Genomic DNA, 26,374 nt, shown 5'->3' with positions numbered 1-26,374 from the left:
TTATGATACCTTATAAGACTCTCTGAATTAAGTCCTTGGCGCCGCCAGTTGCCAGCCTTTCCAGCCGAGCGGACCAGCTTGGCGAGGGTTTTCGCGGCTCTGGCTGAGCGCGCTTTTCGCCATCGGGCCGGGCTTGCCGGCCGCAATCAGGCCGCGTTTTCCGGCCTGACGCGCCGCCCGGTTTTTTCCTGTTTTTTACCGCTTTCCTGATCACTTCGCAGCCATGTCGCTCACTCTCGAACAGGTCCGCCACGTTGCCAAACTGGCGCGGATCGAAATCAGCGATGCCGAGGCGCAGACCGCACTCGGCGAACTCAACGGCATCTTTTCGCTCATCGAAGCGATGCAGGCGGTCGACACGCAGGGCGTTGAGCCGATGGCGCATGCGCTCGACCTCGCGCAGCGCCTGCGCGCGGACCGCGTCAGCGAAGTCGACCGGCGCGAAGCCTTCCAGGCGGTGGCTCCGGAAACCGCTGCCGGACTCTATCTGGTGCCGAAGGTGATCGAATGATCGAAAAGAGCCTCAAGGAACTGGCGCAGGGGCTCGCTGCGCGCGAATTCTCCAGCGTCGAGCTGACGCAGACTTACCTCGAGCGTATCGCCCGCCTCAACCCGCAACTCAACGCCTTTGTCACGCTCGACGCGGCAAAGAGCCTGGCGCAGGCAGCTGCCGCCGACGCCCGCCGTGCTACGGGCGAGGCCGCTCCCTTGCTCGGCATCCCGCTGGCGCAGAAGGACATCTTCTGCGCGCAGGGCTGGCGCACCACCTGCGGCTCGCACATGCTGGAGAACTTCGTCAGCCCCTACGACGCGACGGTGATCGAGCGCTTCGACGCCGCCGGCGCGGTCAATCTGGGCAAGACCAATATGGACGAGTTCGCCATGGGCTCGTCGAACGAAACTTCGTATTTCGGCGCGGTGAAGAACCCGTGGGATACCGCGCGCGTTCCCGGCGGCTCGTCGGGCGGATCGGCCGCCGCAGTGGCCGCGCGGCTGGCGCCGGCGGCGACCGGTACCGACACCGGCGGTTCGATCCGTCAGCCGGCGGCGCTGTGCGGCCTCACCGGACTGAAGCCGACCTACGGCGTCGTTTCGCGCTGGGGAATGATCGCTTTCGCCTCGTCGCTCGACCAGGCCGGGCCGATGGCGCGCTCGGCCGAGGACTGTGCGCTGCTGCTCAACACCATGGCCGGTTTCGACACGCGCGACTCGACCAGCGTCGAGCGCCCGGCCGAGGATTACACCCGCCTGCTCGCCGACGACGCGCCGGCGAAGCCGCTCGCTGGCCTGAAGATCGGCCTGCCGCGCGAATTCTTCGGCGAGGCCGAACGCGCCGGCTGCGACGCGGCGGTGATGGCGCGCGTCGACGAGGCGATCGCCGCCTACCGTGCGCTTGGCGCCGAGACGGTCGAAGTCAGCCTGCCGGCGATGCAGCTGTCGGTGCCCGCCTACTACGTGATCGCCCCGGCCGAAGCGAGTTCGAACCTGTCCAGGTTCGACGGCGTCCGCTACGGCCATCGCGCGCCGGAGTACACCGACCTCGACGACATGTACGCCAAGACGCGCGCGCAGGGTTTCGGCGCCGAAGTGAAGCGGCGCATCCTGATCGGCAGCTACGTGCTGTCGCACGGCTATTACGACGCCTATTACCGGCAGGCGCAGCGCATCCGTCGCCTGATCGCCGACGACTTCGCGCGCGCCTTCAAGGAATGCGACGTGATCATGGGGCCGACCAGCCCGGGAACGGCTTTCCGCATCGGCGAGAAGGCGGCCGATCCAGTGCAGATGTATCTATCTGATATATATACGATCGCTGTGAATCTGGCGGGTCTGCCGGGAATGTCGATTCCCTGCGGTCTGGCCGACGGCCTGCCTGCCGGCCTGCAGCTGATCGGCAATTATTTTGGCGAAGCGCGCCTGCTCGAAGTGGCGCATCGCTACCAGCAGGCGACCGACTGGCACCGGCAGCGCCCGACGGCGCTGGCCGACTGAGGTCGTGGCCGGTGGCAGCAAGGCGCGGCCGCCTGCTGGCGCTGGCAGCCCTGCTGCTCGCCGCCTGCGCGACGCCACCAGTGCCGCCGCCAGCGGAACCGCTGCCGCCCGAAGAAGTGCAGGCCGAGGAAGCGATGCGTTCGCAGCCCTTGCGTCATCTGCTCGGCCGCAATCTCAAGCCGATGCCGGTGCAGGCGCTCAATGTGCGCACGCGCTGCAGTTTCCGCGACGAGATCGGCACCCGGGGCAAGCTCGACCTGCACGTCAGCGACGCGGTGGTCAAGCGCTTCGCCGCCGAAGTGAACATGCCGGGCAAGGGCAGCTGCCGCTTCGACCTGAAGTCCTTCGCGCAGACCGAAAAGCTGCCGACGGTATTGCTCACCGCTGCCGAGAGCGGTTGCAAGGTACGCATCTGGCAGCAGGAAAAAGGCGTCACCGTCGCCTTCAACGGCTGCGCGGCGCAATGTACGGGTGATTCATTCAGTTATCTGTGGCCCATCCTGGTCGATGCCAGGAGCGGCCGCTGTTTTTGACACAGATTTTCACGCAGCTATTCACACGGATTCGGACGCAGGAACGGGAAGGCCATGAGCGAAGCGAACAGGGGTTGGGAAGTCGTCATCGGCATCGAGACGCACGCACAGCTGGCAACACAGTCGAAAATATTTTCCGGCGCATCGATCGCCTTCGGCGCCGCGCCGAACGTGCAGGCCTGCGCCGTCGATCTGGCGCTGCCCGGTGTGCTGCCGGTGCTTAACCGTGCTGCGGTCGAATGCGCGATCCGCTTCGGTCTGGCGGTCGGCGCCGAAGTCGCCGAACGCTCGGTCTTCGCGCGCAAGAATTACTTCTACCCCGACCTGCCCAAGGGCTACCAGATCAGCCAGTTCGAAGATCCGGTGGTAAAAGGCGGAGAGATCGTCATCCGCGTCGGCGATGCCGACAAGACGATCCGTCTGACGCGCGCGCACCTCGAGGAAGACGCCGGCAAGAGCCTGCACGAGGATTTCCACGGCAAGTCGGGGATCGACCTCAACCGCGCCGGAACGCCGCTGCTCGAAATCGTTTCCGAGCCCGACCTGCGTTCGTCGGCCGAAGCCGTCGCCTACGCGCGCGCGCTGCACGCGCTGGTGCGCTGGATCGGCATCTGCGACGGCAACATGCAGGAAGGCTCGTTCCGCTGCGACGCCAACGTCTCGGTGCGTCGCCCCGGCGGCCCGCTCGGCACGCGGCGGGAGATCAAGAACCTCAACTCCTTCCGCTTCATGCAGCAGGCGATCGACTACGAAGTGCGCTGGCAGATCGAGACGATCGAGGACGGTGGCCGCATCCAGCAGGCGACGGTGCTGTTCGACCCCGAATCGGGCGAGACACGCGCCATGCGCAGCAAGGAAGACGCGCACGATTACCGCTATTTCCCTGACCCCGACCTGTTGCCGCTCGTCATCGGCGCCGACTGGATCGAGCGCGTGCGCGGCGAGATGCCCGAGCTGCCGGTCGCCAAGCGTGCCCGCTTCGTCGCCGACTACGGCCTGTCCGACTACGACGCGACGACCCTGACCGCCTCGCTCGAGATTTCGAGCTACTACGAAGCGGCCGTCGCCAGTGCCGGTACGGCGAGCGCCAAGCCCTGCGCCAACTGGGTGATGGTCGATCTGGCGGCGCGCGTCAATCGCGAGGGAATCGAACTGGCGGCGGCGCCGGTGAGCGCAGTGCAGCTCGGCCGGCTGGTCGCGCGCATCAGCGACAACACCATCTCGAACAATATCGCCAAGAAGGTCTTCGACGCGATGTGGGCGGGCGAAGGCGGAAGCGGCGACGACGCTGCCGACCGCATCATCGAGGCGCAGGGACTCAAGCAGATCACCGACAGCGGCGCCATCGAGGCGCTGATCGACGAGGTGCTTGCCAATAACGCAGCGATGGTCGCCGAGTTCCGCGCCGGCAAGGAGAAGGCGTTCAACGCGCTGGTCGGTCAGGCGATGAAGGCAACCAAGGGCAAGGCCAATCCGCAGCAGGTGAACCAGCTGCTGCGCAGCAAGCTCGGCGCCTGAGCCGCTTGATTCGCTTGAGCGGCGGCGGAGCAGGCTTCGTCGTCACGTCCCTGCGTTGCTTGGGGGGCGGGTTTTGGTCTTGGTGCGGGTGAGTGTGAAGGCTTGCTGTGGCAGGCGCTTTGTTGGCTGAGCACTGACTATCGGGAGCTGAACGCGGAGCGTTGAGCGCGGCAGGCCGGGCGCCGGGCGCTCCTCATGGCTGTCACAAATCGTCGCGCCCGGCACCCGGCCTGCCGGGTGGTCGGTGGCGCGACGCTGGCGGTGGGAATTGGTTGCGAGCGCGTGGTTTTTTCAGCTCGTGATCGATCAGCGTGGCGGCAGGCGCCGCGACACCTCGCGGTAGCGGCGCAGATCTTCGTCGTACTTTTCGCGAATCGTCGCGAGTTCGCGCTTCTTCGATTCGATGATCGAGAGGAAGGCGTTGATTTCAAGGTCGGCGTCGCGCAGGCCCATCTCGACCTCGGCCGGTAGCGCTTTCTTGCGGTAGAACTCGGCTTCGTTCTCGTACTTCTGCCGGCGCAGACGCGCTTCCTCGATTTTCGTCTCGGCGTCGCGCATCGACTGGCGCACCTCGTTCTCCGCCCGGTTACGCAGCAGCTCGATGTCGCGTTCGCTGCCATAGGTGTCGAGCAGCGCCTGATCGCGGCGGCGCTGGTCGCGCAGCGCCGCTTCTTCCTCGCGGTGACGTTTTTCTTCGGCGTCGCGCCGTGCGCGTTGTTCGGCCGTCAGCGGCGCTTCGACGCGCCGCGCTGTCGTGCCGCCTTCGCCGATCTCGCGATAGGCGCGGCCGACGCAGACCGGCGGCAGGATGTCGCCGCACACCTGCCGGCCCTGATCGTCGTTGCAGCAGAAAAAGCGCCCGGCGGCGCCGGCCTCGCTGGCGGCGAGCGCCAGCGCGAGCGCCAGGAGAAGATCAGGCCGCGCGCGCGACGCCATATTCGCGCCGGTAGTTGGCAACGGCGTCCTCGAAGCCAGCGAAGTCGGCGCGGCGATGCAGGAAGGCGAGCAGGTCGTCGAGGCTGGCGACGGCGATCACCGGAATGTCGTAGTCGCGAGTCACTTCCTGCACGGCGGACAGTTCGCCCTTGCCGCGCTCCATGCGGTCGAGCGCGATGACGACGCCGCAGGGCGTGGCGCCAGCGGCGCGGATGATCTCTACCGATTCGCGCACCGAGGTGCCGGCCGAGATCACGTCGTCAATGATCAGCACGCGCCCGGCGAGCTTGGCGCCGACGATGGTGCCGCCCTCGCCATGGTCCTTGGCTTCCTTGCGGTTGTACGAGAACGGCCGGTTGCAGCCCTGCCGCGCCAGCGCGACGGCAGTCGTCGCCGCCAGCGGGATTCCCTTGTACGCCGGGCCGAACAGTCCGTCGAAGGCGATGCCGTGATCGAGGATGGCGCTGGCGTAAAATTGCGCCAGTTGATCGAGCGAATCGCCGTCGTTGAACAGGCCGGCGTTGAAGAAGTACGGCGAGCAGCGCCCGGCCTTGGTGATGAATTCGCCGAACAGCAGCGCGTTGCGGCCGACGGCAAACTCGATGAATTGCTGACGAAAGTCCATGAAATCTTTATACATGAAGCCGCGGCGCGGCCCGGGAAACGTATGTTACGCATCATCACCCTGAATCTCAACGGCATCCGCTCGGCGTGTCGCAAGGGTTTTCTACCCTGGCTGGCGCAGCAGCAGGCCGACATCGTCTGCCTGCAGGAGCTGAAAGCCCAGGCCGAAGACCTCGACCAGGAGCTGCGCGCGCCGGCCGGCCTGCATCCGCTCTATTCACATGCGCAGAAGAAGGGCTACAGCGGCGTCGGTTTGTGGAGTCGGCGCGTACCGGATCGCGTCGTCGAAGGCATCGGCGACGCCGAGTTCGACGCCGAGGGGCGTTATCTGCGCGCCGACTTCGGCAATCTTTCGGTCGTTTCGCTCTATCTGCCGTCGGGGTCGAGTTCGCCCGAGCGGCAGGAAGCCAAGTTCCGTTTCATGGCGCGCTTCGCGCCGGTTCTCGCCGATCTCGCCGCGAGTGGCCGCGATGTCGTCGTCTGCGGCGACTGGAACATCGCGCAGCGCGAGCTTGACCTGAAGAACTGGAAGTCGAACCAGAAAAACTCGGGCTTCCTGCCCGAGGAGCGCGCCTGGATCGCCGACGTGCTCGGCACCGGCTGGCGTGACGGTTACCGCGTGCTCTTCCCCGACGAGGGCGAAGGCAGTTACACGTGGTGGTCCAATCGCGGCCAGGCGTGGGCGAAGAACGTCGGCTGGCGTCTTGATTACCAGCTGGCGACGCCGGCTCTTGCGGACACCGCGCGCATCGCCGCGGTCTTCAAGACGCAGCGGTTTTCCGACCATGCGCCCTTGAGCATCGATTACGACTATTCGTTGTGAATATCCGCGGTCAGCCGGCCGTTGCCCTGTTGCGTCAAAGCCGATACTCTGCTGACTTGGCGGTCAGCACCGTCCGCACATCGTCAGCATGCTCGCCAGCGATGTCCCGCCGAGTCGCCCGGGCTGATTTCCTGAAGATTTGCGAAAAATCTCCCCCGATCAATCTCCCCCGATCAATCCGCAGCACTTTTTCACACATGAGGTTTGCCATGCCTGACGCTAGCGATCTTTCCACCATCAACAAGCAAAAGCTTGTTTCCGATCTGCGCGTCGTCGTTTCTGACGCCGATGAAATCCTGCGCGCTTCCGCCAGCCTGGCCGGCGAAAAAGTGCATGAACTGCGCGAACGCATCCAGGACCGTCTGCGCGACGCCAAGCTGCGCCTCGCCGATGCCGAAGCGGCGCTGGTCGACAAGACCAAGGCTGCTGCTCGTGCCACCGACGACTACGTGCACGAAAACCCCTGGAAGGCCGTCGGCATCGCTGCCGGCGTCGGTCTGCTGCTCGGCATCATCATCGGTCGTCGCTAAGCCTGTCCGGGAGTCGCCGCAATGAGTGATCCGGCTGGCGGTGGTTTCACCGCTGCCGCGCAGCGGCTCGCCACGACCCTGCTGGCGAGCGGGCGCACGCGTCTTGAGTTGCTTGGCAACGAGCTCGAAGAGGAGAAGCTGCGCCTGATCCGCGTTGCGCTGCTTGGTCAGGCTTTGATGCTTTGTGCCGGTATCGCTGCCGTTCTCGGCTTTGCGCTGCTGGCGCTGAGCTTCTGGGAGCAGCGTCTGCTGATCATCGGTGGCGGTGCGCTGGGTTTTCTCTTCGCCGCTGCGCTGTTCTATGCGTCGCTGCAGCGGGCGCTGGCGCGGCCGCAACCGCTGTTCAATGCCAGTGTCGCCGAGCTTGAAGAAGATCTGCGGCAGTTGCGGGCGGCCATGCGTGAGGCACCGTCCAGCGAATGAATGACCGGCTGATCGACATCGGCGTCCGTCGTGGCCGCCTGCTTGAGCGCATCGCCAGCCAGCGCGCGGCGATCGGCAGCGATCTGGCGCCCGTGCGCGACGCCCTGCGCGCGACGGACCGGGCGGTCGTCCTGCTGCGCAGCGCTGCCGACACTTTGCGTCGCCACCCGGCTATGGTCCTTGCCGGCGTCGCCATTTTCATCGCCCTGAAACCCCGCCGCCTGTGGCGCTGGGGCCGGCGTGCCTTTGTTGTCTGGCGCTCGTGGCGCTTCCTTCGCCAGCGGCTGGCGGCTTTCAATCTCTCCATTCCCGGCGCGCGATGAGTTCCCTGCGCCCGGGCGGGCCTTTAGGCAGGGCGTGGGCGGTGCAGAAACGTCAGGCGCGCGAGATGATCGCCGGCGCGGTGCAGATGCGCGGGCTGATGCCCTTGCTGATGAAAAGTCGCAACGGCGGCAAGTGGTCCGCTGCCGAGCGCGCCGAACTGGTGGCGCATCTGCGCGTCCTCTCGCGCCTGTCGCCCTACCTGCTCTTCCTGATGTTGCCGGGCTCGGCGCTGTTGCTGCCGCTTTACGCGTGGTGGCTGGACCAGCGTCGCAGCCGCCGCAACAGTGCCGCTTCAGACGCCTGAGCCGGCTGCCGGCGCTGCCGGCAATCCCAGTCGCTGCCACAGTTCGCTGGTCAGCCCGGACTGGTTCAGCGTGTAGAAGTGCAGGCCCGGCGCGCCGGCATCGAGCAGACGCTGGCACAATGCTGCGACGACATCGAGTCCGAAGTCGCGGATCGAGGCCGCATCATCACCGTAGCTTTCGAGCTTCTTGCGCATCCAGCGCGGTATTTCGGCACCACAGGTATCGGAGAAGCGCGCCAGCTTGGTATAGCTGGAAATCGGCATGATTCCGGGGACGATCGGGATGTTGACGCCGAGCGCAAGGCAAGCGTCGACGAAGCGCAGATAGGCGTCGCCGTTGTAGAAGTACTGCGTGATCGCAGCGTCGGCGCCGGCATCGACCTTGCGCTTGAACGCCGCCAGATCGGCCTGCGGGTTTGCTGCCTGCGGGTGCACTTCGGGATAGGCGGCGACTTCGATGTGGAACCAGTCGCCGGACTCGGTGCGGATGAACTCGACCAGCTCGCTGGCGTAGCGGAAGGCGCCTGGCTCGGCCATTCCCGACGGCAGGTCGCCGCGCAGCGCGACGATGTCGCGGATGCCGCGCGCGCGATAGCCTTCAAGCAGTTCGCGGATGCTGTCGGCGGTGGCGCCGATACACGACAGGTGCGGTGCCGCGCGCTGGCCTTCGGCCTGGATTTCCAGAACGGTGTCGAACGTGCGGTCGCGCGTCGAACCGCCGGCGCCAAAGGTGACCGAAAAAAACTCGGGTTGCAGCAAGGCCAGCTGGTGGCGAACGGCACGCAGCTTGTCGGCGCCTTCAGTGGTTTGCGGCGGGAAGAGTTCGACGCTGAAGCAGCGTCGGGATTGCGCGAAAGCGGCCGTCATGGGTCGGTTCCAGTTGCGGCCGGCGGCTTGCCGGCGTGTTTGCCAAAAACGGGGCGCGCGGACAGGGTAGGTGTCCGCGCGCCCTGCCCTGCCTAGTAGCGGTAGTGCTCGGCCTTGTACGGGCCGTTCACCGGCACGCCGATGTAGGCGGCCTGCTGCTCGGTCAGCGTCGACAGTTGCGCATTGAGCGTCTTCAGCTGCAGGCGGGCGACCTTCTCGTCGAGATGCTTGGGCAGCGTGTACACGCCCACGGGATAGTCGGCGGTGCGCGTGAACAGTTCGATCTGCGCGATCGTCTGGTTGGCGAACGACGAGCTCATCACGTACGAAGGATGGCCGGTGCCGCAACCAAGGTTAACCAGGCGGCCCTTGGCGAGCAGGATGATCCGTTTGCCGTCGGGGAAAATCACGTGATCGACCTGCGGCTTGATCTCTTCCCACTGGTACTGCTCGAGCGAGGCGACGTCGATCTCGTTGTCGAAGTGGCCGATGTTGCAGACGATGGCGTTGTTCTTCATCGCCGCCATGTGCTCGTGCGTGATGACGTGGAAGTTGCCGGTGGTGGTGACGAAAATGTCGGCCTTGTCGGCGGCGAACTCCATGGTGACGACGCGATAGCCTTCCATCGCCGCCTGCAGCGCACAGATCGGGTCGATTTCAGTGACCCACACCTGTGCCGACAGCGCGCGCAGCGCTTGCGCCGAACCCTTGCCGACGTCGCCGTAACCGGCAACGAGGGCGACCTTGCCGGCGACCATCACGTCGGTGGCGCGCTTGATGCCATCGACCAGCGATTCGCGACAGCCGTAGAGGTTGTCGAACTTCGACTTGGTCACCGAATCGTTGACGTTGATCGCCGGGAACTTGAGCTCGCCGCGCTGGTGCATCTGGTACAGGCGATGCACGCCGGTCGTGGTTTCTTCGGTGACGCCCTTGATCTGCGCCAGACGCGTCGAATACCAGGTCGGATCGACGGCGAGCTTGGCACGGATTGCGGCGAAGAGGATCGTTTCTTCCTCGGAGCCAGGCTTGGCGATGACCGAGAGGTCCTTCTCGGCTCGCGCGCCGAGGTGCAGCAGCAGCGTGGCGTCGCCGCCGTCATCGAGGATCATGTTCGAGTAGCCGCCATCGGCCCATTCGAAGATGCGGTGCGTGTAATCCCAGTAGTCGGTCAGCGTTTCGCCCTTGACCGCAAACACCGGGATGCCCTGCGCGGCGATCGCGGCAGCGGCGTGGTCCTGCGTCGAGAAGATGTTGCACGAGGCCCAGCGGACTTCGGCGCCGAGAGCGACCAGCGTCTCGATCAGCACTGCGGTCTGGATGGTCATGTGCAGGGAGCCGGTGATGCGGGCGCCCTTGAGCGGTTGAGACGCGGCGTACTCTTCGCGGATGGCCATCAGACCGGGCATTTCGGTCTCGGCGATGCGAATTTCCTTGCGGCCCCAGTCGGCCAGATTCAGATCGGCAACGATGAAGTCTTTGTCAGCCACAGCAAGCTCCTTCAGAACTGCGGCCGGACGGGGAGCGAGCGAGCTGTGGCGACCGGGAGGTCAATCTCACCCGCCAGCCCACGCCCAGCGCGGGGGGTCGGATGAGCGCCGTTTCGGTCCGAGCCTGGGACTGTCGAACGACAGCCTTGCAGCGCTCCTCGGAGTGGTCGCGATTATACGCGCTTTTAGGTTTCGCGCGTGCCGCGTTGGCAGGCCCGGAAATCGGTCGCACTACGCATGATGCCTTTCACGCGGCGACATCGCCGAGCGCCCACAGGCGGTCGAGATCGGGAAAGTTCCAGGCAGCCGGGTCTTCGCGCCCGGCGATTTTTTCGACGGCGCCGGGTCGCGACAGGTCGATGATCTCGGGCGGAATGCGGGCGTTCGCCTTGGTCGAGAAGAAGACCTTGACGCGCGGCGCGAGCAGGGATCTCTCGCTTTGCTCGACGACAATGCCGAGGCGGCCCGAAGAAAGCCGTATCAGCGAGCCGATCGGATAGATGCCGAGACTTTTGACGAAGGCCTGGAAGACCGCCGGATCGAAGTGGCCGGAAGTCCATTCCGCCATACGCCGCAGCGACTCGGCCGGATCCCAGCCGGCCTTGTACGGGCGGTTGGAAGTGATTGCGTCATAAACGTCGCAGACGGCACCCATGCGCGCCAGCAGGGAGATTTCCCCGCCGGAGAGATGCTCGGGGTAGCCCGAGCCATCGATCTTTTCGTGGTGGTGCAGGCAGACGTCGAGCGTCGGCGCGGTGACGCCGCGGCCTTCACTGAGCAGCCGGTGGCCTTCTACCGGATGCCGGCGGACGATCGTGAACTCCTCGTCAGTGAGCTTGCCTGGCTTGTTCAGGATCTCCATCGGCATCAGCGCCTTGCCGAGGTCGTGCAGCAGCCCGGCCAGGCCGGCGGCGCGCGTCTCTTCTTCCGACAGGTCGAGCTGGCGGGAGAGTGCGACCATCAGCGCGCAGACCGCCACCGAATGCAGATAGGTGTAGTCGTCGGCCGTTTTCAGGCGCGCCAGACTGATCAGTGCGCCGGGATTACGTGTCACTGAATCGGCGATCTCGTCGACCATGCGTTCGGCGCCGGCCGCGTCGACGGCGCGACCCATGCGCGCCTCCTGGAACATCGAGACGACCGCCTGTTTGCCCTTGGCGCAGATGCGCGCAGCGCGGGCGAGCTCCTCAGCTGCGGGTGTTCGCTGTAGCTGTCGGGCGCTCGTTGCCGCGCGCGCCAGCTCGGCATCGACTTCGGCTTCCGACTCGGCGAAAGACACCGCCTGCACTTCGGGGGCAACGTCGCGCCCCTTGCCGGTGTCGATCCACACTTCCTTGATGCTGCTGGCGAGGATGCGCTCGATGTCTTTCGGGTCGTCGATGACGAAGCCGTTGCGCCAGAACGGATGCTCCATCCACGAGCCGCAGAACTCCTTGAGGTGCATCCCGACGCGGAGGTCCTCGACGCGGATTCTTTTCAGTACGGTGGGTGGTGGCATGACGGAATGCTAGGCAGCCGGGATGCGGATGATGGCTGCCAGTCTAACCGACTTGGCCGCTTTCGCCAGACGAAAAAACGGGGAGCCGCAGCTCCCCGTCGGTCAGTGCTGGCGCCGCCTTCAGAGGCCGGCGTCGGCCGCCAGAACGGCGGCCTTGTCGATTGCTTCCCACGAGAACTCCGGCTCGTCGCGGCCGAAATGGCCGTAGGCGGCGGTCTTCGAGTAGATCGGACGCAGCAGGTCGAGCGCCTGGATGATGCCCTTCGGCCGCAGGTCGAAATGTTTGCCGATCAGCTCGACAATCTTCTCGTCGGCGATCTTGCCGGTGCCGAAGGTATTGACCATCAGCGAAACAGGCTTGGCGACGCCGATGGCGTAGGCGACCTGCACTTCGCAGCGGTCGGCAAGGCCGGCGGCGACGATGTTCTTGGCGACGTAGCGCGCGGCGTAGGCGGCCGAGCGGTCAACCTTGGACGGGTCCTTGCCGGAGAAGGCGCCACCGCCGTGGTGCGCGGCACCGCCGTAGGTGTCGACGATGATCTTGCGGCCGGTGAGGCCGCAGTCGCCGTGCGGGCCGCCGACAACGAAGCGGCCGGTCGGGTTGATCAGGTAGCGCGTGCGCTCGGTGAGCAGTTCCTTGGGCAGCACCGGCTTGACGATCTCTTCGATCACCGCGGCTGACAGCGCAGCGTGCTCGATGTCCGGGCTGTGCTGCGTCGACACGACAACGGTATCGATTTCCACCGGCTTGCCGTCGACGTAGCGGACGGTGAGCTGGCTCTTCGCGTCCGGACGCAGCCAGGGCAGGCGGCCGTCCTTACGCACTTCGGCGTGACGCTGCATGATGCGGTGTGCGTAGTAGATCGGCAGCGGCATCAGCGACGGCGTTTCGTTACAGGCATAGCCGAACATCAGGCCCTGGTCACCGGCGCCCTGGTCGAGATCGAGGCCCTGACCTTCGTTGACGCCCTGCGCGATGTCCGGCGACTGGCGGTTGATCGCGGTGAGGATGGCGCAGCTCTTGTAGTCGAAACCGATTTCGGAGTCGTTGTAGCCGATGCGACGGACCGTCTCCTGCGCGATTTCGCGGTAGTTGATGTGTGCCGTCGTGGTGATTTCGCCCGAGATGACGACGAGGCCGGTCGATACCAGCGTTTCGCAGGCGACACGGGCGGTCGGGTCGGCGGCGAGAATGGCGTCGAGAATGGCGTCGGAGATCTGGTCGGCGACTTTGTCCGGATGTCCTTCGGAGACCGATTCGGAGGAGAAGAGATATTCTTTTGACATGCACGAGCTCCAGAAACAAAAACCCCGGTTCGGCGGCGTTGCCGGCTCCGGGGTTTGAGCAGACGACGCTTTAGCAGTATTTATCCGGCCAGCGCAGCAAATGCCCGGTGGCCGCCCCGCCCTGCAAGTTGTCCTGTTTAACTCGGCGGAGGGATAATTGTCGTTTTTTTCGCGGGGGCGGTCAATCGACCGCCATCGCGCCGTCTCACCGCGACCGTCTGCAAGGGTCGCTTTTACGCAGGTTGCCGGTTTGATCCCTCTGTTCCGCTTTCTCAGTCGCCTGCCACTGCCCTGGCTGCACGCGCTCGGCAGCCTGCTTGGCTGGCTGACCTGGCTCGCTTCGCCGACCTATCGCCGCCATCTGCAGCAGAACCTCGTGCTCGCACTTGGCGAGCACGAGGCCACTCGCGTGCGGGCGCAGGCCATCGCCGAGGCCGGCAAGACGGCGCTTGAACTGCCGGCGATCTGGCTGCAGCCGCTGCCGGTCGCCGCTGCGCACGTGGTTCAGGTCAGTGGCTGGGAGCTGGTCGAAGCGGCGCGCCGCGAAGGCAAGGGGATACTCTTCCTGACGCCGCATCTCGGCTGTTTCGAGATCACCGCGCAGTACTACTCGCAGACGGCGCCGATCACCGTGCTCTACCGGCCGCCGAAACAGTCCTGGCTGCAGCGGATGATCCTCGAGGGTCGGCAGCGCGCGCAACTGAAGTTGGCGGCGGCCGATCTTTCCGGCGTGCGCGCGCTGATCAAGGCGCTCAAGCGCGGCGAGGCGGTCGGCATGCTGCCCGATCAGGCGCCGAAAGTCGGCGAAGGGCGCTGGCTCGATTTTTTCGGCCGACCCGCCTACACCATGACGCTGGCGGCGCGCCTGTCCGAAACCGGAGCGCGCATCTTCGTGGTGTACGCCGAACGCCTGCCCAAGGGTGCCGGCTACCACTTCCGCATCGGCGAGCCGGCGGCGCCGATCGAAGGCGATACCGTAGCGCGCGCGCAGTGCATCAACCGCGAGATCGAGCGCCTGATCCGCGAGTGTCCGGGACAGTACCTGTGGGGCTATAACCGCTACAAGCGCCCAAGCGGCGCCGAAGCGCCACCGGATGGCAAGGCGCAGGAGGTACAGCGCGCTGCCGGCGATGAGGCCACCGCGCGAGTGGCGCCGGTGCATGCGGAAGTGTCGGCATGAGCCGCAGTCGCAGAGGCCGGAAGAAGGAAGCGGCGTCATCGCTGCGGCAAGTGGCGTCGACGTCGCTGGTCGGCCTGCTCTGGCTCTTGCACTGGCTGCCGCTGCCGGCGCTGCGTGCGCTTGGCGCGGTGCTCGGCCGCCTGCTCTTCGCGATCGGCCGTGAGCGCCGGAGGGTGGCGCTGCTCAACCTGCGCCTGTGTTTTCCCGAACTCGAAGAAGCCGCCCGCCGCGATCTGGCCCGCCGCCATTTCATCGCCTTTGCCCGCGCCTTTCTCGACCGCACCCTGCTCTGGTGGGCGCCACGGACGCGGCTTGAACGCCTCATCAGGCTCGAAGGTCGCGAACACCTGACGGCCGCCGACGGCCAGCCGACCATCCTGCTGGCGCCGCACTTTGTCGGTCTCGACGCTGCCGGTTCGATGATGACCATGCAGACGCCGCTGGTCAGCGTGTACGCCAACCAGAAGAACCCGGTATTCAACGACGTGTTGCTCGCCGGCCGCCTGCGCTTCAACGATCCGGTGCTGCTCTCGCGTCAGGACGGCATGCGCCGCGCCTTGAAATGTCTGCGCGAGGGGTTGCCTTTCTACTATCTGCCGGACATGGACTACGGCGCGCGCGACGCCGTTTTCGTCCCCTTCTTCGGCGTGCCGGCGGCAACGATCACCGGCGTCTCGCGGCTGGCGCGCATCGCCGGCGCGCGCGTCGTTCCCTGTGTCGCGCGCATGACCGCTGCCGGCTACACGATAGAATTGCAAGCGCCCTGGGAGAGCTTTCCCGGTGACGATGTCGAGGCCGATACGCGGCGCATGAACGAATACATCGAAAGCCAGGTGCGCCGAATGCCCGAGCAGTATTTCTGGCTACACAAGCGTTTCAAGACGCGCCCGCCGGGCGAGCCCCGTTTTTACTGAGCGATTGTCCATGAGCCTCGTGATCACTCCGCTGGTCGCTGCCGATATTGCCGAAGTGGCTGCGCTTGCCCGCGTCGTCTGGCAGGCCACTTACCCCGGCATCATCAGTCAGGCGCAGATCGACCACATGCTCGGCGACCGCTACGGTCGCGCCCGTGTCGCCAATGAACTGGCAACGCCGGGAATCTGGTGGGACGTGGCGCGCGTCGATGGCGTGCTGGTCGGCTTCGCCGCGTCGCTGACCACCCTGCGCCAAGGCGAAATGAAGCTCGACAAGCTCTACGTTGACCCGGCACAGCAGCGCCAGGGAATCGGCGGCGCGCTGATCGACACCGTGGTCGCGCGCGCCAGGGACGTCGTCGGCTGCAGCACGCTGATCCTCGCCGTCAACAAGCAGAATTCGCGTGCCATCACCGCTTACGACAAGTATGGCTTCTCAGTGCGCGAATCGGTCCGCGTCGACATCGGCAACGGCTTCGTCATGGACGACTTTATAATGGCGCGAACGCTGTAGGCGCGCGCCACACTCTGCTACGGTACGCCACGGTTTGAGTTTTTTACCTCGTCCCGGCGCTCGTCGCCGCGATTTTTTCCCGCATGCCGGAGGGCGCATGAAGGTACGCTTCACCAAGATGCACGGCCTCGGCAACGACTTCGTCGTTCTCGACGGCGTGCGCCAGTCGCTCGCACTGACGCCCGATCAGCTGCGTCAGCTTGCCGACCGCCGCTTCGGCATCGGCTGTGACCAGATCCTGCTGGTCGAGGCGCCGACGCGGCCCGACGCCGACTTTCGCTACCGCATCTTCAACGCCGACGGTGGCGAGGTCGAGCAGTGTGGCAACGGCGCGCGCTGCTTCGTGCGCTTCGTCCGCGAACAGGGGCTGACCGCGCAGCGCGAGATCGTCGTCGAAACGATGAAAGGCCTGATCCGGCCGCGCGAGGGCGAAGACGGCAACATCACCGTCGATATGGGCGTGCCACGCTTCGCGCCCGACGCCATCCCCTTCATCAGCCCGGTTGACGCTGTCGTCCAGCCGCTGATGGTCGGTGACGACGAGGTGATGATCAGCGTCGTCTCGATGGGTAACCCGCACGCCGTGCAGCTCGTCGCCGATGTCGACACGGCACCCGTCGCCAGCCAAGGGCTGCTGATTGAAAATCACCTGCGCTTCCCGCAACGCGTGAACGCCGGCTTCATGCAGGTCGTCGACCGCCACGCCGTCCGCCTGCGCGTCTTCGAGCGCGGCGCCGGCGAAACGCTCGCCTGCGGCACCGGCGCCTGCGCCGCCGCTGTCGCCGGCATCCGCCGCGGCCTGCTCGATTCGCCGGTGCGCGTTGCCACGCGTGGCGGCGAACTCTCGATTGAATGGGCTGGCGATGAACAGCCGGTATTCATGAGCGGCCCGGCGACGACCGTATTCACCGGTGAAATTGACTTATAAACGCTGCTGCCCGAGGCTTTGCCCGTGCCAGTCTTTCCCGCAACCCGCCGCACTGGAACCGAACCGCCATGAAAGCCGATGAAGTCGCGCACTACCTGCAGAATCACCCGGAATTTTTCGAGGAGCACGCCGAACTGATGTCGCGGCTGGTGATCCCGCACCCGCACGGCGGTCGCGCCATCTCGATCACCGAGCGGCAGATGCTCACGCTGCGCGACAAGAACCGTCAGCTCGAGGACAAGATGCGCGAGCTGCTGCAGTTCGGCGAGGAGAACGACGCGATCAGCGAGAAGATGCACCGCCTCGGCGTCGCCGTCATCGCCGGCGCGACTTTCGGCGCCGTGCTGCACACGCTCAATTTCCATTTGCGCGACGACTTCGCGGTGCCGCATTTCGCGCTGCGCCTGTGGAACCGCCCGGCGGGGACCGACGATCTGCCCGAGTTCGCCGACGTCGCCGAAGAGTTGCAGGCCTTCGCCGAGACGCTCGGCCAGCCTTACTGCGGTTCGACTTCCGGCTTCGGTACCGCCGCCTGGTTTGGCGAAGGCGCGGCGCACGTGCGCTCGCAGGCGCTGATCGCGCTGCGCAACGGCGGCGGCACCATCGGCATGATCGCGCTCGGCAGCGAGGATGCGCAGCGCTTCTACGCCGGCATGGGAACGATCTACCTCGAACGCCTCGGCGAGATGGCGTCGGCCGCGCTGGCGCGCGTCCTGCGCTGAACGCACGATGGACGCGCGCAGCTCGGTCGCCCTGTGGCTCGACGAGCTGGCGCAACAGCGGCGGCAGTCGCCGCACACCGTCGCCGCTTATCGCCGCGATCTGGAAAAGCTGCTCGAGCTGGCCGGCGAGCTGCCGCTGGGCACACTGACGACGGCACAGATTCGCCGTTTTGTCGGCCAGTTGCACGCCGGCGGCCTCGGCGGGCGCTCGCTGGCGCGTGCGCTCTCTTCCTGGCGCGGCTATTTCCGCTGGCTCGGGCGGCACGGGCAGGCGGCGACCAACCCGGTCGAAGGCGTGCGCGCGCCGAGGAGCCCGCGTGCGCTGCCGAAAGTGCTGTCGCCGGACGAAGCGACGCGGCTGCTCGAGATGGGGCGCTCCGCCAGCACGCCGCTGTCGGGCGGCGCCAGCAGCGCGGCTGCCGCCGGGGTGGCTGCGGATGCAGGCCGGGGTTTTGTCGGCGAGGCGGGCAGAAATGCGCTTACAGATCTCGCGGCAGATGCGCCGGACGCGGCAGCGTCCGATCTGGTCGCCTTGCGCGATCAGGCGATGTTCGAGCTCTTCTATTCTTCGGGTCTGCGCCTGTCGGAACTCACTGCGCTCGACCTCGCCTGCCTCAGCGACATCGCCGCCGGCGAAGTACGCGTGCTCGGCAAGCGCGGCAAGACGCGGCTGGTGCCGGTGGGTCGCGAGGCAAGGCTGGCGATCGCCGCCTGGGCGGCGCGGCGCCATGAACTCGCCGGCGACGCCGAAACGGCGCTGTTCGTCGGCGTACGCGGTGCGCGCATCTCGGTGCGCATCGTCGAACAGCAGCTGGCGCGGCGCGCGCAGGCAAGGGGGCTGGCGCAGCACGTGCATCCGCACATGCTGCGCCACTCCTTCGCTTCGCACGTGCTGCAGTCGTCGGGCGATTTGCGCGCCGTGCAGGAAATGCTCGGGCACGCCAGCATCGCGTCGACACAGGTCTATACGCACCTCGATTTTCAGCACCTGGCCAAAGTGTACGATCAGGCGCATCCGCGTGCCCGGCGCAAATAGCGGCGTCAGCCGCCTGCCGCATTACTCCTGCAGGGCGACCGCGCCTGCTACAGCTTCTTCTCCATGAACAGCGCCCGGCCCGTCGCCGGGTCGAGTTCGTAACTGGCAAAGCCGCAGCGTGCGTAAGCCGCGCGTGCGCTGGTGTTGCCTTCGAGCACTTCCAGCGTCAGCTTGCAGCTGCCGCGTGCCCGTGCCGCCGCTTCGGCGGCAGCGAGCAGCTGGCGGCCGACGCCGCGGCCGCGCCAGCCGGCATCGACGACGATGTCGTGAATGTTGAGCAGCGGTCGCGCCGCGAAGGTGGAAAAGCCCCAGAAGCAGTTGATCAGCCCGACCGCCTGTCCATCGCCGTAGGCGAGATAAGCGAGGAACTGCGGCACTTCGCGCAGCCGCTCGATCAGTGTCGCGCGCACTTCGTCGGCGAGCGCGCGGCCGCCACCCATCGGGTCGCGGGCGTAGTGGTCGAGCAGGCGCAGCAGATCGCTGGCGTGCTCGGGACGGGAAAGGTCTACGGCGATGGTCGTGATGGCGGGTCTGTGGTGGCTCATGTGCGGCGCGGGCGGGAAGTGGGGAGTGGTGAGTGATGCGAAGGACAGTCGTTGGCCGCGCCGCGTTGCGGCGCAGGTGGCGGCTGGCAAGGGTTTACAATAGCGGCGATGCTCCCGCCCGGAGTGGCGGGCGCGTCATTCTAAGGCGCTGCTGCGCCGCGCGTAGCGGTGGCAGCGTCGTCGGCATTCGTGCCGACATTTTTCACTGTTTTCGTTGGCGACGGACTTGGCGATGGCCCGACTGATTCTGCTTCCCGGCAAGGAACGCTCCGTTCTGCGCCGCCACCCGTGGATTTTCGCCGGCGCGGTCGATCGCCTGGACGGTCGCGCGCGGCCGGGCGATACGGTCGAGGTGAGTGCCGCCGACGGGCGTCCGCTCGGGCGCGCGGCGTTCAGCCCGCAATCGCAGATCCGCGCCCGCGTCTGGAGCTTCGACCCGGAAGAGACGATCGACGACGCATTCTTCAAACGCCGCGTCGCCGCAGCCCTTGCCCGCCGTGCGGCGCTGCCCGGTTTTGCCGGCGAACAGGGGCTCGGCGCCGCGCGTGGCGAGCGCGGCTTTCGCGTCGTCCATGGCGAATCCGACGGCCTGCCCGGCGTCGTTGCCGATTGCTATGGCGATACGCTGGTGGTGCAGCTGACCGCCGTTGGTGCCGACCGCTGGCGGCGGGCGATCGTCGGCGCGCTGGTGCTGGCGACTGGCTGCCGCCACGTCTACGAACGCTCCGACGCCGACGTGCGCCGCCTCGAAGGCCTGCAGCCGGAAACCGGCTGGCGCCTCGGCGGGCCGGCAGTGGCCGAGGGCGCTGAGCCGGCTGCGACCGAAGCGCCGCCGCTCTCGATCAGCGAAAACGGCGTGCGCATGCACGTCGACGTCGTCGCCGGCCACAAGACCGGTTTCTACCTCGATCAGCGCGACAACCGCCTGCTCGTCGGCCAGCTCGCTGCCGGCCGCTCGGTGCTCAACTGCTTCTGCTACACCGGCGGCTTCAGCCTGCAGGCGCTGGCCGGCGGCGCCGCCAGCGTGCTCTCGATCGATTCCTCCGGCCCGGCGCTCGCCACCGCCGCCGCCAACCTCGCGCTCAATCCGCAGCTGCCGGCCGAGCGCGCCGAATGGCGCGAAGCCGATGTATTCAGCGAGTTGCGCGCCTTGAAGAACGCCGGCGCGCGCTTCGACCTGATCATTCTCGATCCGCCGAAGTTCGCACCATCGGCGGCGCACGCCGAGCGCGCGGCGCGCGCCTACAAGGACATCAACCTGCTCGGTTTCCGCCTGCTGGCGCCGGGCGGCTTGCTGATGAGCTACTCGTGCTCGGGCGGTATCGGCGTCGAATTTTTCCAGAAGATCATCACCGACGCGGCGGTCGACGCCGGGCGCGAGGCGCGTATCGTGCGCCGCCTTGCCGCCTCGCCCGACCATCCGGTGGCGCTCGCCTTCCCCGAGGGCGAGTACCTGAAGGGCCTGCTCTGCCAGGCCGATTGAGGCGGACAGTGCTTGGCAGCAGGCTTGCAGTTCGACAAGCTCCCGCCCCGGCCATGCCCGCGCATTCTTCCCAGCGTCTTCTCAATCCGGTTCGCCATGCCTGAATCTTCCGATCCCCTGCAGTTCAAGCTGCCGCTGATGGCTGCCGTGCCCTCGCGCAAATCGCTGTCGCCGCGCGAGGTGGCGACGCTCGGCCAGGTGTTCACGCCGGCGCCGGTGGTCGATGCGATGCTCGCGCTTTGCCGTAACACTGGCCGCTGGCTCGAGCCGGCCTGCGGCGACGGCGCTTTCTGGGAGCGGCTGCCGGCCGGCAGCGTCGGCATCGAGCTGGACGCCGGTCACGCACCGCCGGGAGTTCGCGTCATGGATTTCTTCGCGCTACCGAAGAACGAGCGCTTCGCGACGATCATCGGCAATCCGCCCTACGTGCGCTATCAGGACATCGCAGCGGCGACGCGCCAGCGCCTGTCGGCCGAGCATTTCGACGGGCGCTCGAACCTCTACCTGTTCTTCATCGAGAAGTGCCTGCGCCACCTTGATCCGGGCGGCGAGCTGGTGTTCATCACGCCGCGCGATTTTCTTTCGGCGACTTCGGCGCTGCGCCTCAACCGCCTGCTCTTTGCTGCCGGCACCATCACCGAGTTCATCGACCTCGGCGACATGCGCGTTTTCGACGGCGCGGCGCCCAACTGCGCGATCTGGCGCTTCGTGCGCGGCGATTTCTCGCGGCAGACGCGTTACGCGGCGTTTGGCTCGGCCGATGGTCTGGCCGCGCTTGCCGCGCCGCGCTGGGAAAATCGCCAGTTCGTCGAGATCGGCGGGCACCTGCGCTTCCCGCACGAGGCGCCGGCGCTGCTGCTCGGCGACATCGCTGCGGTGCGTGTCGGCGCGGTTTCCGGGGCTGACGCGATCTACGCCGACGCGGTGCACGGCAACCGCGATTTCGTCTGCTCGACAACGGTTGCCGACGGCAGGACGCGGCGCATGATCTGGGTCGATCCCGGCGAGCCGCCGCCGGCGGCGCTGCTGCCGCACAAGGCGCGCCTGATCGCGCGCCGCGTGCAGCCTTTCCACGAGGCGAACTGGTGGCACTGGGGCCGCGGCTACCAGCAGAGCGCGCAGCCGCGTATCTACGTCAACGGCAAGACGCGGCGTGCGCAACCATTCTTCGTTCATGAGTGTCCCCATTACGACGGCGCCGTTCTGGCGATCTTTCCGCAGCGCGCCGATGTCGACGTGCACGCGCTGGCAACACTGCTCAACGGCGTCGATTGGGCCGCCGCCGGTTTCGTCTGCGACGGCCGTTTCCTGTTCACCCAGCGCAGTCTTCAACAGGCGCCGCTGCCCGCGGCGTTCCGCGCGTTCCTGCCGCCGCCCGGTGTAAACTAAGTTTCCGGATTTTTCCGACGCTGCCCGAAGGTGCGGCAGCAAAGAAAGGATTTCATGGTTCCCTGTCTCACCACCGCGCTCAGCGGTCCGCTGCTCGATCTCGAGCGCCGTTTCCTCGACAACGCCACCACCATCGAACGCTGGCTGCGCAGCCAGTGGCAGGAGCACACGCCGCCGTTCTATGGTTCGGTCGACCTGCGCAATTCGGGCTTTAAGCTGGCGCCGGTCGACATGAATCTGTTTCCCGGCGGCTTCAACAACCTGAACGAGGCATTTCATCCGCTGTGCGTGCAGGCGGCGATGTCGGCGGTGGAGAAAATCTGCCCGGACGCGCGCAACCTGCTGCTGATTCCCGAAAATCACACGCGCAACCGTTTCTACCTGCAGAACGTCGCGCAGATCGCCGCCATCCTGCGCCGCACCGGGCTCAACGTGCGTCTCGGTTCGCTGTCGCCTGAGGTCACCGCGCCGACGCCGGTCGATCTCGACGACGGCACGCAGCTGCTGCTCGAACCGCTCGTGCGCAGCCGCGGCCGGCTCGGCGTCGACGGTTTCGATCCGTGCATGATCCTGCTCAACAACGACCTGTCGGCGGGCATTCCCGACATCCTGCGCGGCCTCGACAGCCAGTATCTGCTGCCGCCGCTGCACGCCGGCTGGGCGGTGCGCCGCAAGACCCATCACTTCGCCGCCTACGACGACGTTGCCAACGAATTTGCCAAGCTGATCGGCATCGATCCCTGGCGCATCAATCCCTATTTTTCCAGTTGCGACGAGATCGATTTTCACGACCGCCAGGGCGAGGACTGCCTCGCCGCCAAGGTCGACGGCCTGTTGACGATGATCCGCGAGAAGTACCGCGAGCACGGCATCGACGAGACGCCCTACGTCGTCGTCAAGGCCGACGCCGGCACCTACGGCATGGGCGTGATGACGGTGCGCGACGCCGATGAGGTGCGCGGTCTCAACCGCCGTCAGCGCAACAAGATGTCGGTGGTGAAGGAAGGTCTCGCCGTGTCGCAGGTGATCATCCAGGAAGGCGTGCAGACCTTCGAGGAAGTCGGTGGCGGCGTCGCCGAGCCGGTGGTATACATGATCGACCGCTACGTTGTCGGCGGCTTCTATCGCGTGCACACCGCGCGTGGGCGCGACGAGAACCTCAACGCGCCGGGAATGCACTTCGAACCGCTGGCCTTCGAAACCAGCTGTTCGCTGCCCGACCAGCGCTGCGACCCGGATGCGGCGCCGAACCGCTTTTACGCCTATGGCGTCGTCGCCCGGCTGGCGCTGCTCGCCGCCTCGCTCGAACTCGAGCGCACGGCTTTGCCCGCCGGGGCGGCCGTCGCCGCCTAGCAGCGTTCGCCCGCATCCCGTTCAGCCACCTCCCGGAAAACCGTTCGCATGCGTCTCGCCTTCATCATCGATCCGCCGGCCACGCTCAAGGCTTACAAGGACTCGAGCGTTGCCATGATGCGCGCGGCGCAGGCTGCCGGCCATCAGGTGTGGGCGCTCGAAGTCGCCGACCTGCGCTGGGATTCCGGCGATGGCGTCGTCGGCGATCTGCTGCCACTCACCCTCGCCGACGACGATGCCGCCTGGTACGTCGCCGGCGATCGCCAGACGATCGCCCTGCGCGACTTCGATGCCGTGCTGATGCGCAAGGATCCGCCGTTCGACATGGAATACATCACCGCGACCTGGCTGCTCGAACGCGCCGAGGCCGAAGGTGCGCGCGTCTTCAACCGGCCGCGCGCGCTGCGTGACCACTCCGAAAAACTGGCGCTGGCCGAATTCGCTCAGTTCGCCGCGCCGACACGCGTCGCGCGACGGGCGGAGGCGATCGACGAATTCATCGACCGCCACGGCGATGTGATCCTCAAGCCGCTCGACGGCATGGGCGGCGCCGGCATCTTCCGCGTGCGCGCCGATGACCCCAACCGTAACGCGATCATCGAGACGATCACCGACGACGGTCGGCGAACGATCATGGCGCAGCGCTTCCTGCCGGCAATCGTCGACGGCGACAAGCGCATCCTGATTGTCGGTGGCGAAGTCGTTCCCTTCTGCCTGGCGCGCATCCCGCGTCCGGGCGAGACGCGCGGCAATCTCGCCGCCGGCGGACGCGGCGTCGCCCGGCCGCTGACGCCGCGCGACCGTCAGATCGCCGAAGCGCTGGCGCCGGTGCTCGCCGCGCGTGGCCTGCTGCTGGTCGGCATCGACGTCATCGGCGACAGCCTGACCGAGATCAACGTCACCAGCCCGACCTGCATGGTCGAGATCCGCGAGCAGACCGGCTTCGACGCCGCGGCGCTGTTCATCGCCGCGCTCGAGCGCGCCCTTGCCGCCGCGCCGGCCGCGGGCAGCTGAATGCGCGATCCGTCCGTGCGCGCTGTTCCGGCTGCGTTGCTTGCTCTTGGCGAGTGCGCTTACGGCGCTCGTTCAGCACTTCCTGCGCTCCGCACCTTTCCATCGCTTTCCGCGTCCCTTGTGTCGCTGCCGCCATCGCCATGACCCGAATCGCGCCGTCTTCCATGCTTTGTCGTTTGCCCGGGCTCGCCCGACTGAGCCGCCGTCTGGCGGCGCTGCTCGCCGTAGCCTGCGGCCTTGCCCTGCTCGCCGCTTGCGGCCGCGAGGAAGTGCATCAGCAGGAATCCTTCGTTTTCGGCACGCGCGTCGAAGTCATCGTTGCCGGTGCCGACGAGGCGCGTGCGCGCATCGCCGCCAACGCCGTACTCAGCGAGTTCGACCGCCTGCACCGGACGTATCACGCCTGGCAGCCATCCGAACTCTCGGAACTCAATGCGGCCTTCGCCGCCGGCAAGTCGCAGCCGGTCACGCCGGAAATGGCCGGCTTCATCCTCGACGCGCAGGCGCGTTCAGCCGCCGGTGAGGGCCTGTTCGATCCGGGAATCGGCCAGCTCATCCACCTGTGGGGTTTTCAGGCCGACGAATTCGTCGCCGCACTGCCCGATCCGGCAGCCATCGCCAACTGGCGCGCCGAACGGGCGGGAATCGCTGATGTGCGCATCGCCGATGGCGTCGCCAGCAGCGGCAAGCGCGGCGTCGCACTCGATTTCGGCGGCTATCTCAAGGGCGTCGCGCTCGATCGCGGCGCGGAGATCCTGCGCAGCCATGGCATCAGCAATGCGTTGATCAACATTGGCGGCAACGTGCTCGCGCTCGGCGATCGCAACGGCCGGCCGTGGCGGGTCGGCATCCAGCACCCGCGCAAGCCCGGACCACTGGCGACGCTCGAACTCGGCGACGGCGAAGCGATCGGCACCTCAGGCGACTATCAGCGTTTCTTCGAACTGGATGGCCGTCGCTACTGCCACCTGCTCGATCCACGCAGCGGCGAGCCGGCGACAATGACGCAGGCGCTGACCATCGTCATTCCGCGCGCGGCTGACTCGGGCACTGTCTCCGACTCGAGCTCGAAGCCGCTGTTTGTCGCCGGTGCCGGCGAGTGGCCGCGACTGGCGAAGAAGCTCGCTATCGAGCAGGTGCTGCGCGTCGACGCCAGCGGCCGCGTCCAGGTCAGCGCCGCGCTCAACCGCCGCCTGAGCTGGGTCGGCGGCACGCCGGCCGAACTCGAGGTATTGCCCTGAGTAATGCCCGGCACCCGGCACGCGCCCGTTCCGCAACGGGCGCAGGCAGGCGGAATCCCTTAGAATGAGCCGAACCTGACACGAAACACGCGATGATCGGCATTCTCCTCATCACCCACGGCAGCTACGGCGAGACTCTGGTGCAGAACGTCTGCCATGTGCTCAATCGCCGGCCATTGCAGATTGCCCAGTTCGGCGTCGCCGCGCAGGACGATCCGCTCGACGTCCTGCCGCAGGCGCGGCGCCTGCTCGAAGCGGTCGATAGTGGCGAAGGCGTGCTTGTCCTGACCGATGTGTTTGGCGCCACGCCGGCGAACCTGGCCTTGAAGCTGCTCGTTCCTGGACAGGTCGAGGGCGTCGCCGGCGTAAACCTGCCGATGCTGCTGCGCGCGCTGACTTATCGCGAGAAGGGTATGGAGACCATGCTGCAGAAGGCGATCAGCGGTGGCCGCGATGGCGTTCTCGACATGGCGGGTGGCTGATTCCGGCCGGACGAGGCAGCGGTGGCAGTCGGCAGCATGCGAGTCGTTTGCGCGCTGCCGGTTTGATTTGAGTGCGGGTGGCGCAGATGAACGAGCTGTTGCGGCCATCCGTTTGACGAGTACCTAGAGGAGCGGGAACGCATGGCGCGCGCGGAAGTCGAGATCATCAACAAGCTGGGGTTGCATGCCCGGGCATCGGCGAAGCTGACCCAGCTGGCCGGCTCCTTCAGTTCCGAGGTGTGGATGGAAAAAGGGAGTCGCCGCATCAATGCCAAAAGCATCATGGGCGTGATGATGCTTGCGGCCGGTCGTGGTTCAACCGTTGTCGTCGAAACGCTCGGCAGCGACGAGGACGCGGCGCTGGCAGCAATATTGCAACTGATCGGCGATCGTTTCGGCGAACACGAATAGCAGGAGAGCTGCG

At 66.5% G+C, this 26,374-nt stretch carries 29 protein-coding genes and 1 riboswitch; of the genes, 22 read left to right on the top strand and 7 right to left on the bottom strand.

Features of this window, described 5'->3' with window-relative positions; genetic code table 11:
* Positions 1 to 223 precede the first annotated feature (223 nt).
* The 4 genes from gatC to gatB are packed head-to-tail and all read left to right on the top strand — an operon-like array spanning position 224 to position 4,043.
* On the top strand, positions 224 to 511 hold the full coding sequence (gene gatC, locus GGD90_RS02305) for an Asp-tRNA(Asn)/Glu-tRNA(Gln) amidotransferase subunit GatC (RefSeq protein WP_153114912.1): 288 nt from the start codon (positions 224 to 226) through the stop codon (positions 509 to 511).
* Positions 508 to 1,992 carry an Asp-tRNA(Asn)/Glu-tRNA(Gln) amidotransferase subunit GatA gene (gene gatA / locus GGD90_RS02300; RefSeq protein WP_153114913.1) on the top strand — a complete coding sequence of 495 codons (1,485 nt, stop codon included), beginning with the start codon at positions 508 to 510 and terminating at the stop codon, positions 1,990 to 1,992. The genes gatC and gatA overlap by 4 nt, the downstream gene beginning before the upstream one ends.
* Positions 1,993 to 2,003: 11 nt before the next feature.
* On the top strand, positions 2,004 to 2,525 hold the full coding sequence (locus tag GGD90_RS02295) for a hypothetical protein (protein ID WP_228273604.1): 522 nt from the start codon (positions 2,004 to 2,006) through the stop codon (positions 2,523 to 2,525).
* 54 nt (positions 2,526 to 2,579) lie between these two features.
* Positions 2,580 to 4,043 (top strand): Asp-tRNA(Asn)/Glu-tRNA(Gln) amidotransferase subunit GatB, encoded by a 1,464-nt coding sequence (gene gatB, locus GGD90_RS02290; protein WP_153114915.1) that lies wholly within the window; start codon positions 2,580 to 2,582, stop codon positions 4,041 to 4,043.
* 306 nt (positions 4,044 to 4,349) lie between these two features.
* Here the strand turns inward: gatB and GGD90_RS02285 are convergent, their stop codons facing one another.
* Both GGD90_RS02285 and pyrE read right to left on the bottom strand, forming a co-directional pair.
* On the bottom strand, positions 4,350 to 4,979 hold the full coding sequence (locus tag GGD90_RS02285; protein WP_153114916.1) for a hypothetical protein: 630 nt from the start codon (positions 4,977 to 4,979) through the stop codon (positions 4,350 to 4,352).
* Positions 4,957 to 5,604 carry an orotate phosphoribosyltransferase gene (gene pyrE / locus GGD90_RS02280; protein WP_153115154.1) on the bottom strand — a complete coding sequence of 216 codons (648 nt, stop codon included), beginning with the start codon at positions 5,602 to 5,604 and terminating at the stop codon, positions 4,957 to 4,959. The genes GGD90_RS02285 and pyrE overlap by 23 nt, the downstream gene beginning before the upstream one ends.
* A gap of 42 nt (positions 5,605 to 5,646) precedes the next feature.
* Here pyrE and GGD90_RS02275 point away from each other — a divergent pair, with 42 nt between their 5' ends.
* From GGD90_RS02275 to GGD90_RS02255, 5 genes are all read left to right on the top strand, one after another.
* Positions 5,647 to 6,426: an exodeoxyribonuclease III gene (locus tag GGD90_RS02275; protein WP_153114917.1), complete on the top strand. Its 780-nt coding sequence runs from the start codon at positions 5,647 to 5,649 to the stop codon at positions 6,424 to 6,426.
* 209 nt (positions 6,427 to 6,635) lie between these two features.
* Entirely contained in the window at positions 6,636 to 6,956 is a 321-nt protein-coding gene (locus GGD90_RS02270; RefSeq protein WP_153114918.1) for an ElaB/YgaM/YqjD family protein, read from the top strand.
* A 21-nt stretch (positions 6,957 to 6,977) separates the two neighbouring features.
* A complete protein-coding gene (locus GGD90_RS02265; protein WP_153114919.1) occupies positions 6,978 to 7,379 on the top strand; it encodes a phage holin family protein in 402 nt (133 codons plus the stop codon).
* Complete coding sequence (locus GGD90_RS02260; protein ID WP_153114920.1) at positions 7,376 to 7,702, top strand: YqjK-like family protein; 327 nt, start codon at positions 7,376 to 7,378, stop codon at positions 7,700 to 7,702. The genes GGD90_RS02265 and GGD90_RS02260 overlap by 4 nt, the downstream gene beginning before the upstream one ends.
* Before the next feature lie 41 nt (positions 7,703 to 7,743).
* Complete coding sequence (locus GGD90_RS02255) at positions 7,744 to 8,007, top strand: hypothetical protein (protein WP_228273605.1); 264 nt, start codon at positions 7,744 to 7,746, stop codon at positions 8,005 to 8,007.
* Here the strand turns inward: GGD90_RS02255 and metF are convergent.
* The 4 genes from metF to metK all read right to left on the bottom strand — a co-directional run bounded on the left by metF (position 7,996) and on the right by metK (position 13,149).
* Complete coding sequence (metF, locus tag GGD90_RS02250; RefSeq protein WP_153114922.1) at positions 7,996 to 8,874, bottom strand: methylenetetrahydrofolate reductase [NAD(P)H]; 879 nt, start codon at positions 8,872 to 8,874, stop codon at positions 7,996 to 7,998. The genes GGD90_RS02255 and metF overlap by 12 nt on opposite strands.
* A 92-nt stretch (positions 8,875 to 8,966) precedes the next feature.
* Entirely contained in the window at positions 8,967 to 10,364 is a 1,398-nt protein-coding gene (ahcY, locus tag GGD90_RS02245; protein ID WP_184414897.1) for an adenosylhomocysteinase, read from the bottom strand.
* A 96-nt stretch (positions 10,365 to 10,460) separates the two neighbouring features.
* Positions 10,461 to 10,528: riboswitch (S-adenosyl-L-homocysteine riboswitch) on the bottom strand.
* A gap of 83 nt (positions 10,529 to 10,611) precedes the next feature.
* Entirely contained in the window at positions 10,612 to 11,862 is a 1,251-nt protein-coding gene (locus tag GGD90_RS02240) for an HD-GYP domain-containing protein (protein ID WP_153114924.1), read from the bottom strand.
* A 120-nt stretch (positions 11,863 to 11,982) separates the two neighbouring features.
* Positions 11,983 to 13,149 carry a methionine adenosyltransferase gene (gene metK / locus GGD90_RS02235; RefSeq protein ID WP_153114925.1) on the bottom strand — a complete coding sequence of 389 codons (1,167 nt, stop codon included), beginning with the start codon at positions 13,147 to 13,149 and terminating at the stop codon, positions 11,983 to 11,985.
* A 250-nt stretch (positions 13,150 to 13,399) separates the two neighbouring features.
* Between metK and GGD90_RS02230 the strand changes: the two genes are divergently transcribed.
* The 6 genes from GGD90_RS02230 (at position 13,400) to GGD90_RS17790 (ending at position 18,443) form a co-directional block, all read left to right on the top strand.
* Positions 13,400 to 14,329, top strand: a complete 930-nt coding sequence (locus tag GGD90_RS02230; RefSeq protein ID WP_153114926.1) for a lysophospholipid acyltransferase family protein — start codon at positions 13,400 to 13,402, stop codon at positions 14,327 to 14,329.
* Complete coding sequence (locus GGD90_RS02225) at positions 14,326 to 15,243, top strand: LpxL/LpxP family acyltransferase (protein ID WP_153114927.1); 918 nt, start codon at positions 14,326 to 14,328, stop codon at positions 15,241 to 15,243. Before GGD90_RS02230 ends, GGD90_RS02225 begins: the two co-directional genes overlap by 4 nt.
* Before the next feature lie 10 nt (positions 15,244 to 15,253).
* The gene (locus GGD90_RS02220) at positions 15,254 to 15,757 is read left to right on the top strand and encodes a GNAT family N-acetyltransferase (RefSeq protein ID WP_153114928.1); all 504 of its coding nucleotides are present in this window, start codon (positions 15,254 to 15,256) and stop codon (positions 15,755 to 15,757) included.
* A gap of 97 nt (positions 15,758 to 15,854) precedes the next feature.
* A complete protein-coding gene (gene dapF, locus GGD90_RS02215) occupies positions 15,855 to 16,685 on the top strand; it encodes a diaminopimelate epimerase (RefSeq protein ID WP_153114929.1) in 831 nt (276 codons plus the stop codon).
* Between the two features lie 68 nt (positions 16,686 to 16,753).
* Positions 16,754 to 17,407 carry a DUF484 family protein gene (locus tag GGD90_RS02210; RefSeq protein ID WP_153114930.1) on the top strand — a complete coding sequence of 218 codons (654 nt, stop codon included), beginning with the start codon at positions 16,754 to 16,756 and terminating at the stop codon, positions 17,405 to 17,407.
* Positions 17,408 to 17,414: 7 nt separating this feature from the next.
* A complete protein-coding gene (locus GGD90_RS17790) occupies positions 17,415 to 18,443 on the top strand; it encodes a tyrosine recombinase XerC (protein WP_228273606.1) in 1,029 nt (342 codons plus the stop codon).
* A gap of 47 nt (positions 18,444 to 18,490) precedes the next feature.
* On the opposite strand, the gene GGD90_RS02200 is transcribed toward GGD90_RS17790, so the two are convergent.
* On the bottom strand, positions 18,491 to 18,988 hold the full coding sequence (locus GGD90_RS02200) for a GNAT family N-acetyltransferase (RefSeq protein WP_153114932.1): 498 nt from the start codon (positions 18,986 to 18,988) through the stop codon (positions 18,491 to 18,493).
* Between the two features lie 232 nt (positions 18,989 to 19,220).
* On the opposite strand from GGD90_RS02200, the gene GGD90_RS02195 reads away from it, so the two are divergent.
* From GGD90_RS02195 to GGD90_RS02165, 7 genes are all read left to right on the top strand, one after another.
* On the top strand, positions 19,221 to 20,471 hold the full coding sequence (locus tag GGD90_RS02195; protein ID WP_153114933.1) for a class I SAM-dependent rRNA methyltransferase: 1,251 nt from the start codon (positions 19,221 to 19,223) through the stop codon (positions 20,469 to 20,471).
* 138 nt (positions 20,472 to 20,609) lie between these two features.
* A complete protein-coding gene (locus GGD90_RS02190; RefSeq protein WP_153115155.1) occupies positions 20,610 to 21,860 on the top strand; it encodes an Eco57I restriction-modification methylase domain-containing protein in 1,251 nt (416 codons plus the stop codon).
* Positions 21,861 to 21,914: 54 nt separating this feature from the next.
* Positions 21,915 to 23,213, top strand: a complete 1,299-nt coding sequence (gene gshA / locus GGD90_RS02185) for a glutamate--cysteine ligase (protein ID WP_153114934.1) — start codon at positions 21,915 to 21,917, stop codon at positions 23,211 to 23,213.
* Between the two features lie 48 nt (positions 23,214 to 23,261).
* Entirely contained in the window at positions 23,262 to 24,227 is a 966-nt protein-coding gene (gene gshB / locus GGD90_RS02180) for a glutathione synthase (RefSeq protein WP_153114935.1), read from the top strand.
* Positions 24,228 to 24,367: 140 nt separating this feature from the next.
* Complete coding sequence (locus GGD90_RS02175) at positions 24,368 to 25,468, top strand: FAD:protein FMN transferase (protein ID WP_228273607.1); 1,101 nt, start codon at positions 24,368 to 24,370, stop codon at positions 25,466 to 25,468.
* A gap of 92 nt (positions 25,469 to 25,560) precedes the next feature.
* Complete coding sequence (locus tag GGD90_RS02170; protein WP_153114936.1) at positions 25,561 to 25,950, top strand: PTS sugar transporter subunit IIA; 390 nt, start codon at positions 25,561 to 25,563, stop codon at positions 25,948 to 25,950.
* Positions 25,951 to 26,091: 141 nt separating this feature from the next.
* Positions 26,092 to 26,361, top strand: coding sequence for an HPr family phosphocarrier protein (locus tag GGD90_RS02165; RefSeq protein WP_153114937.1), 270 nt, complete (start codon positions 26,092 to 26,094; stop codon positions 26,359 to 26,361).
* Positions 26,362 to 26,374 lie beyond the last annotated feature (13 nt).

Source organism: Rhodocyclus tenuis (assembly GCF_014197755.1).
In the GTDB taxonomy this organism is placed as follows: Bacteria; Pseudomonadota; Gammaproteobacteria; order Burkholderiales; family Rhodocyclaceae; genus Rhodocyclus; species Rhodocyclus tenuis.
This window is presented reverse-complemented; position numbering and strand designations above follow the sequence as displayed.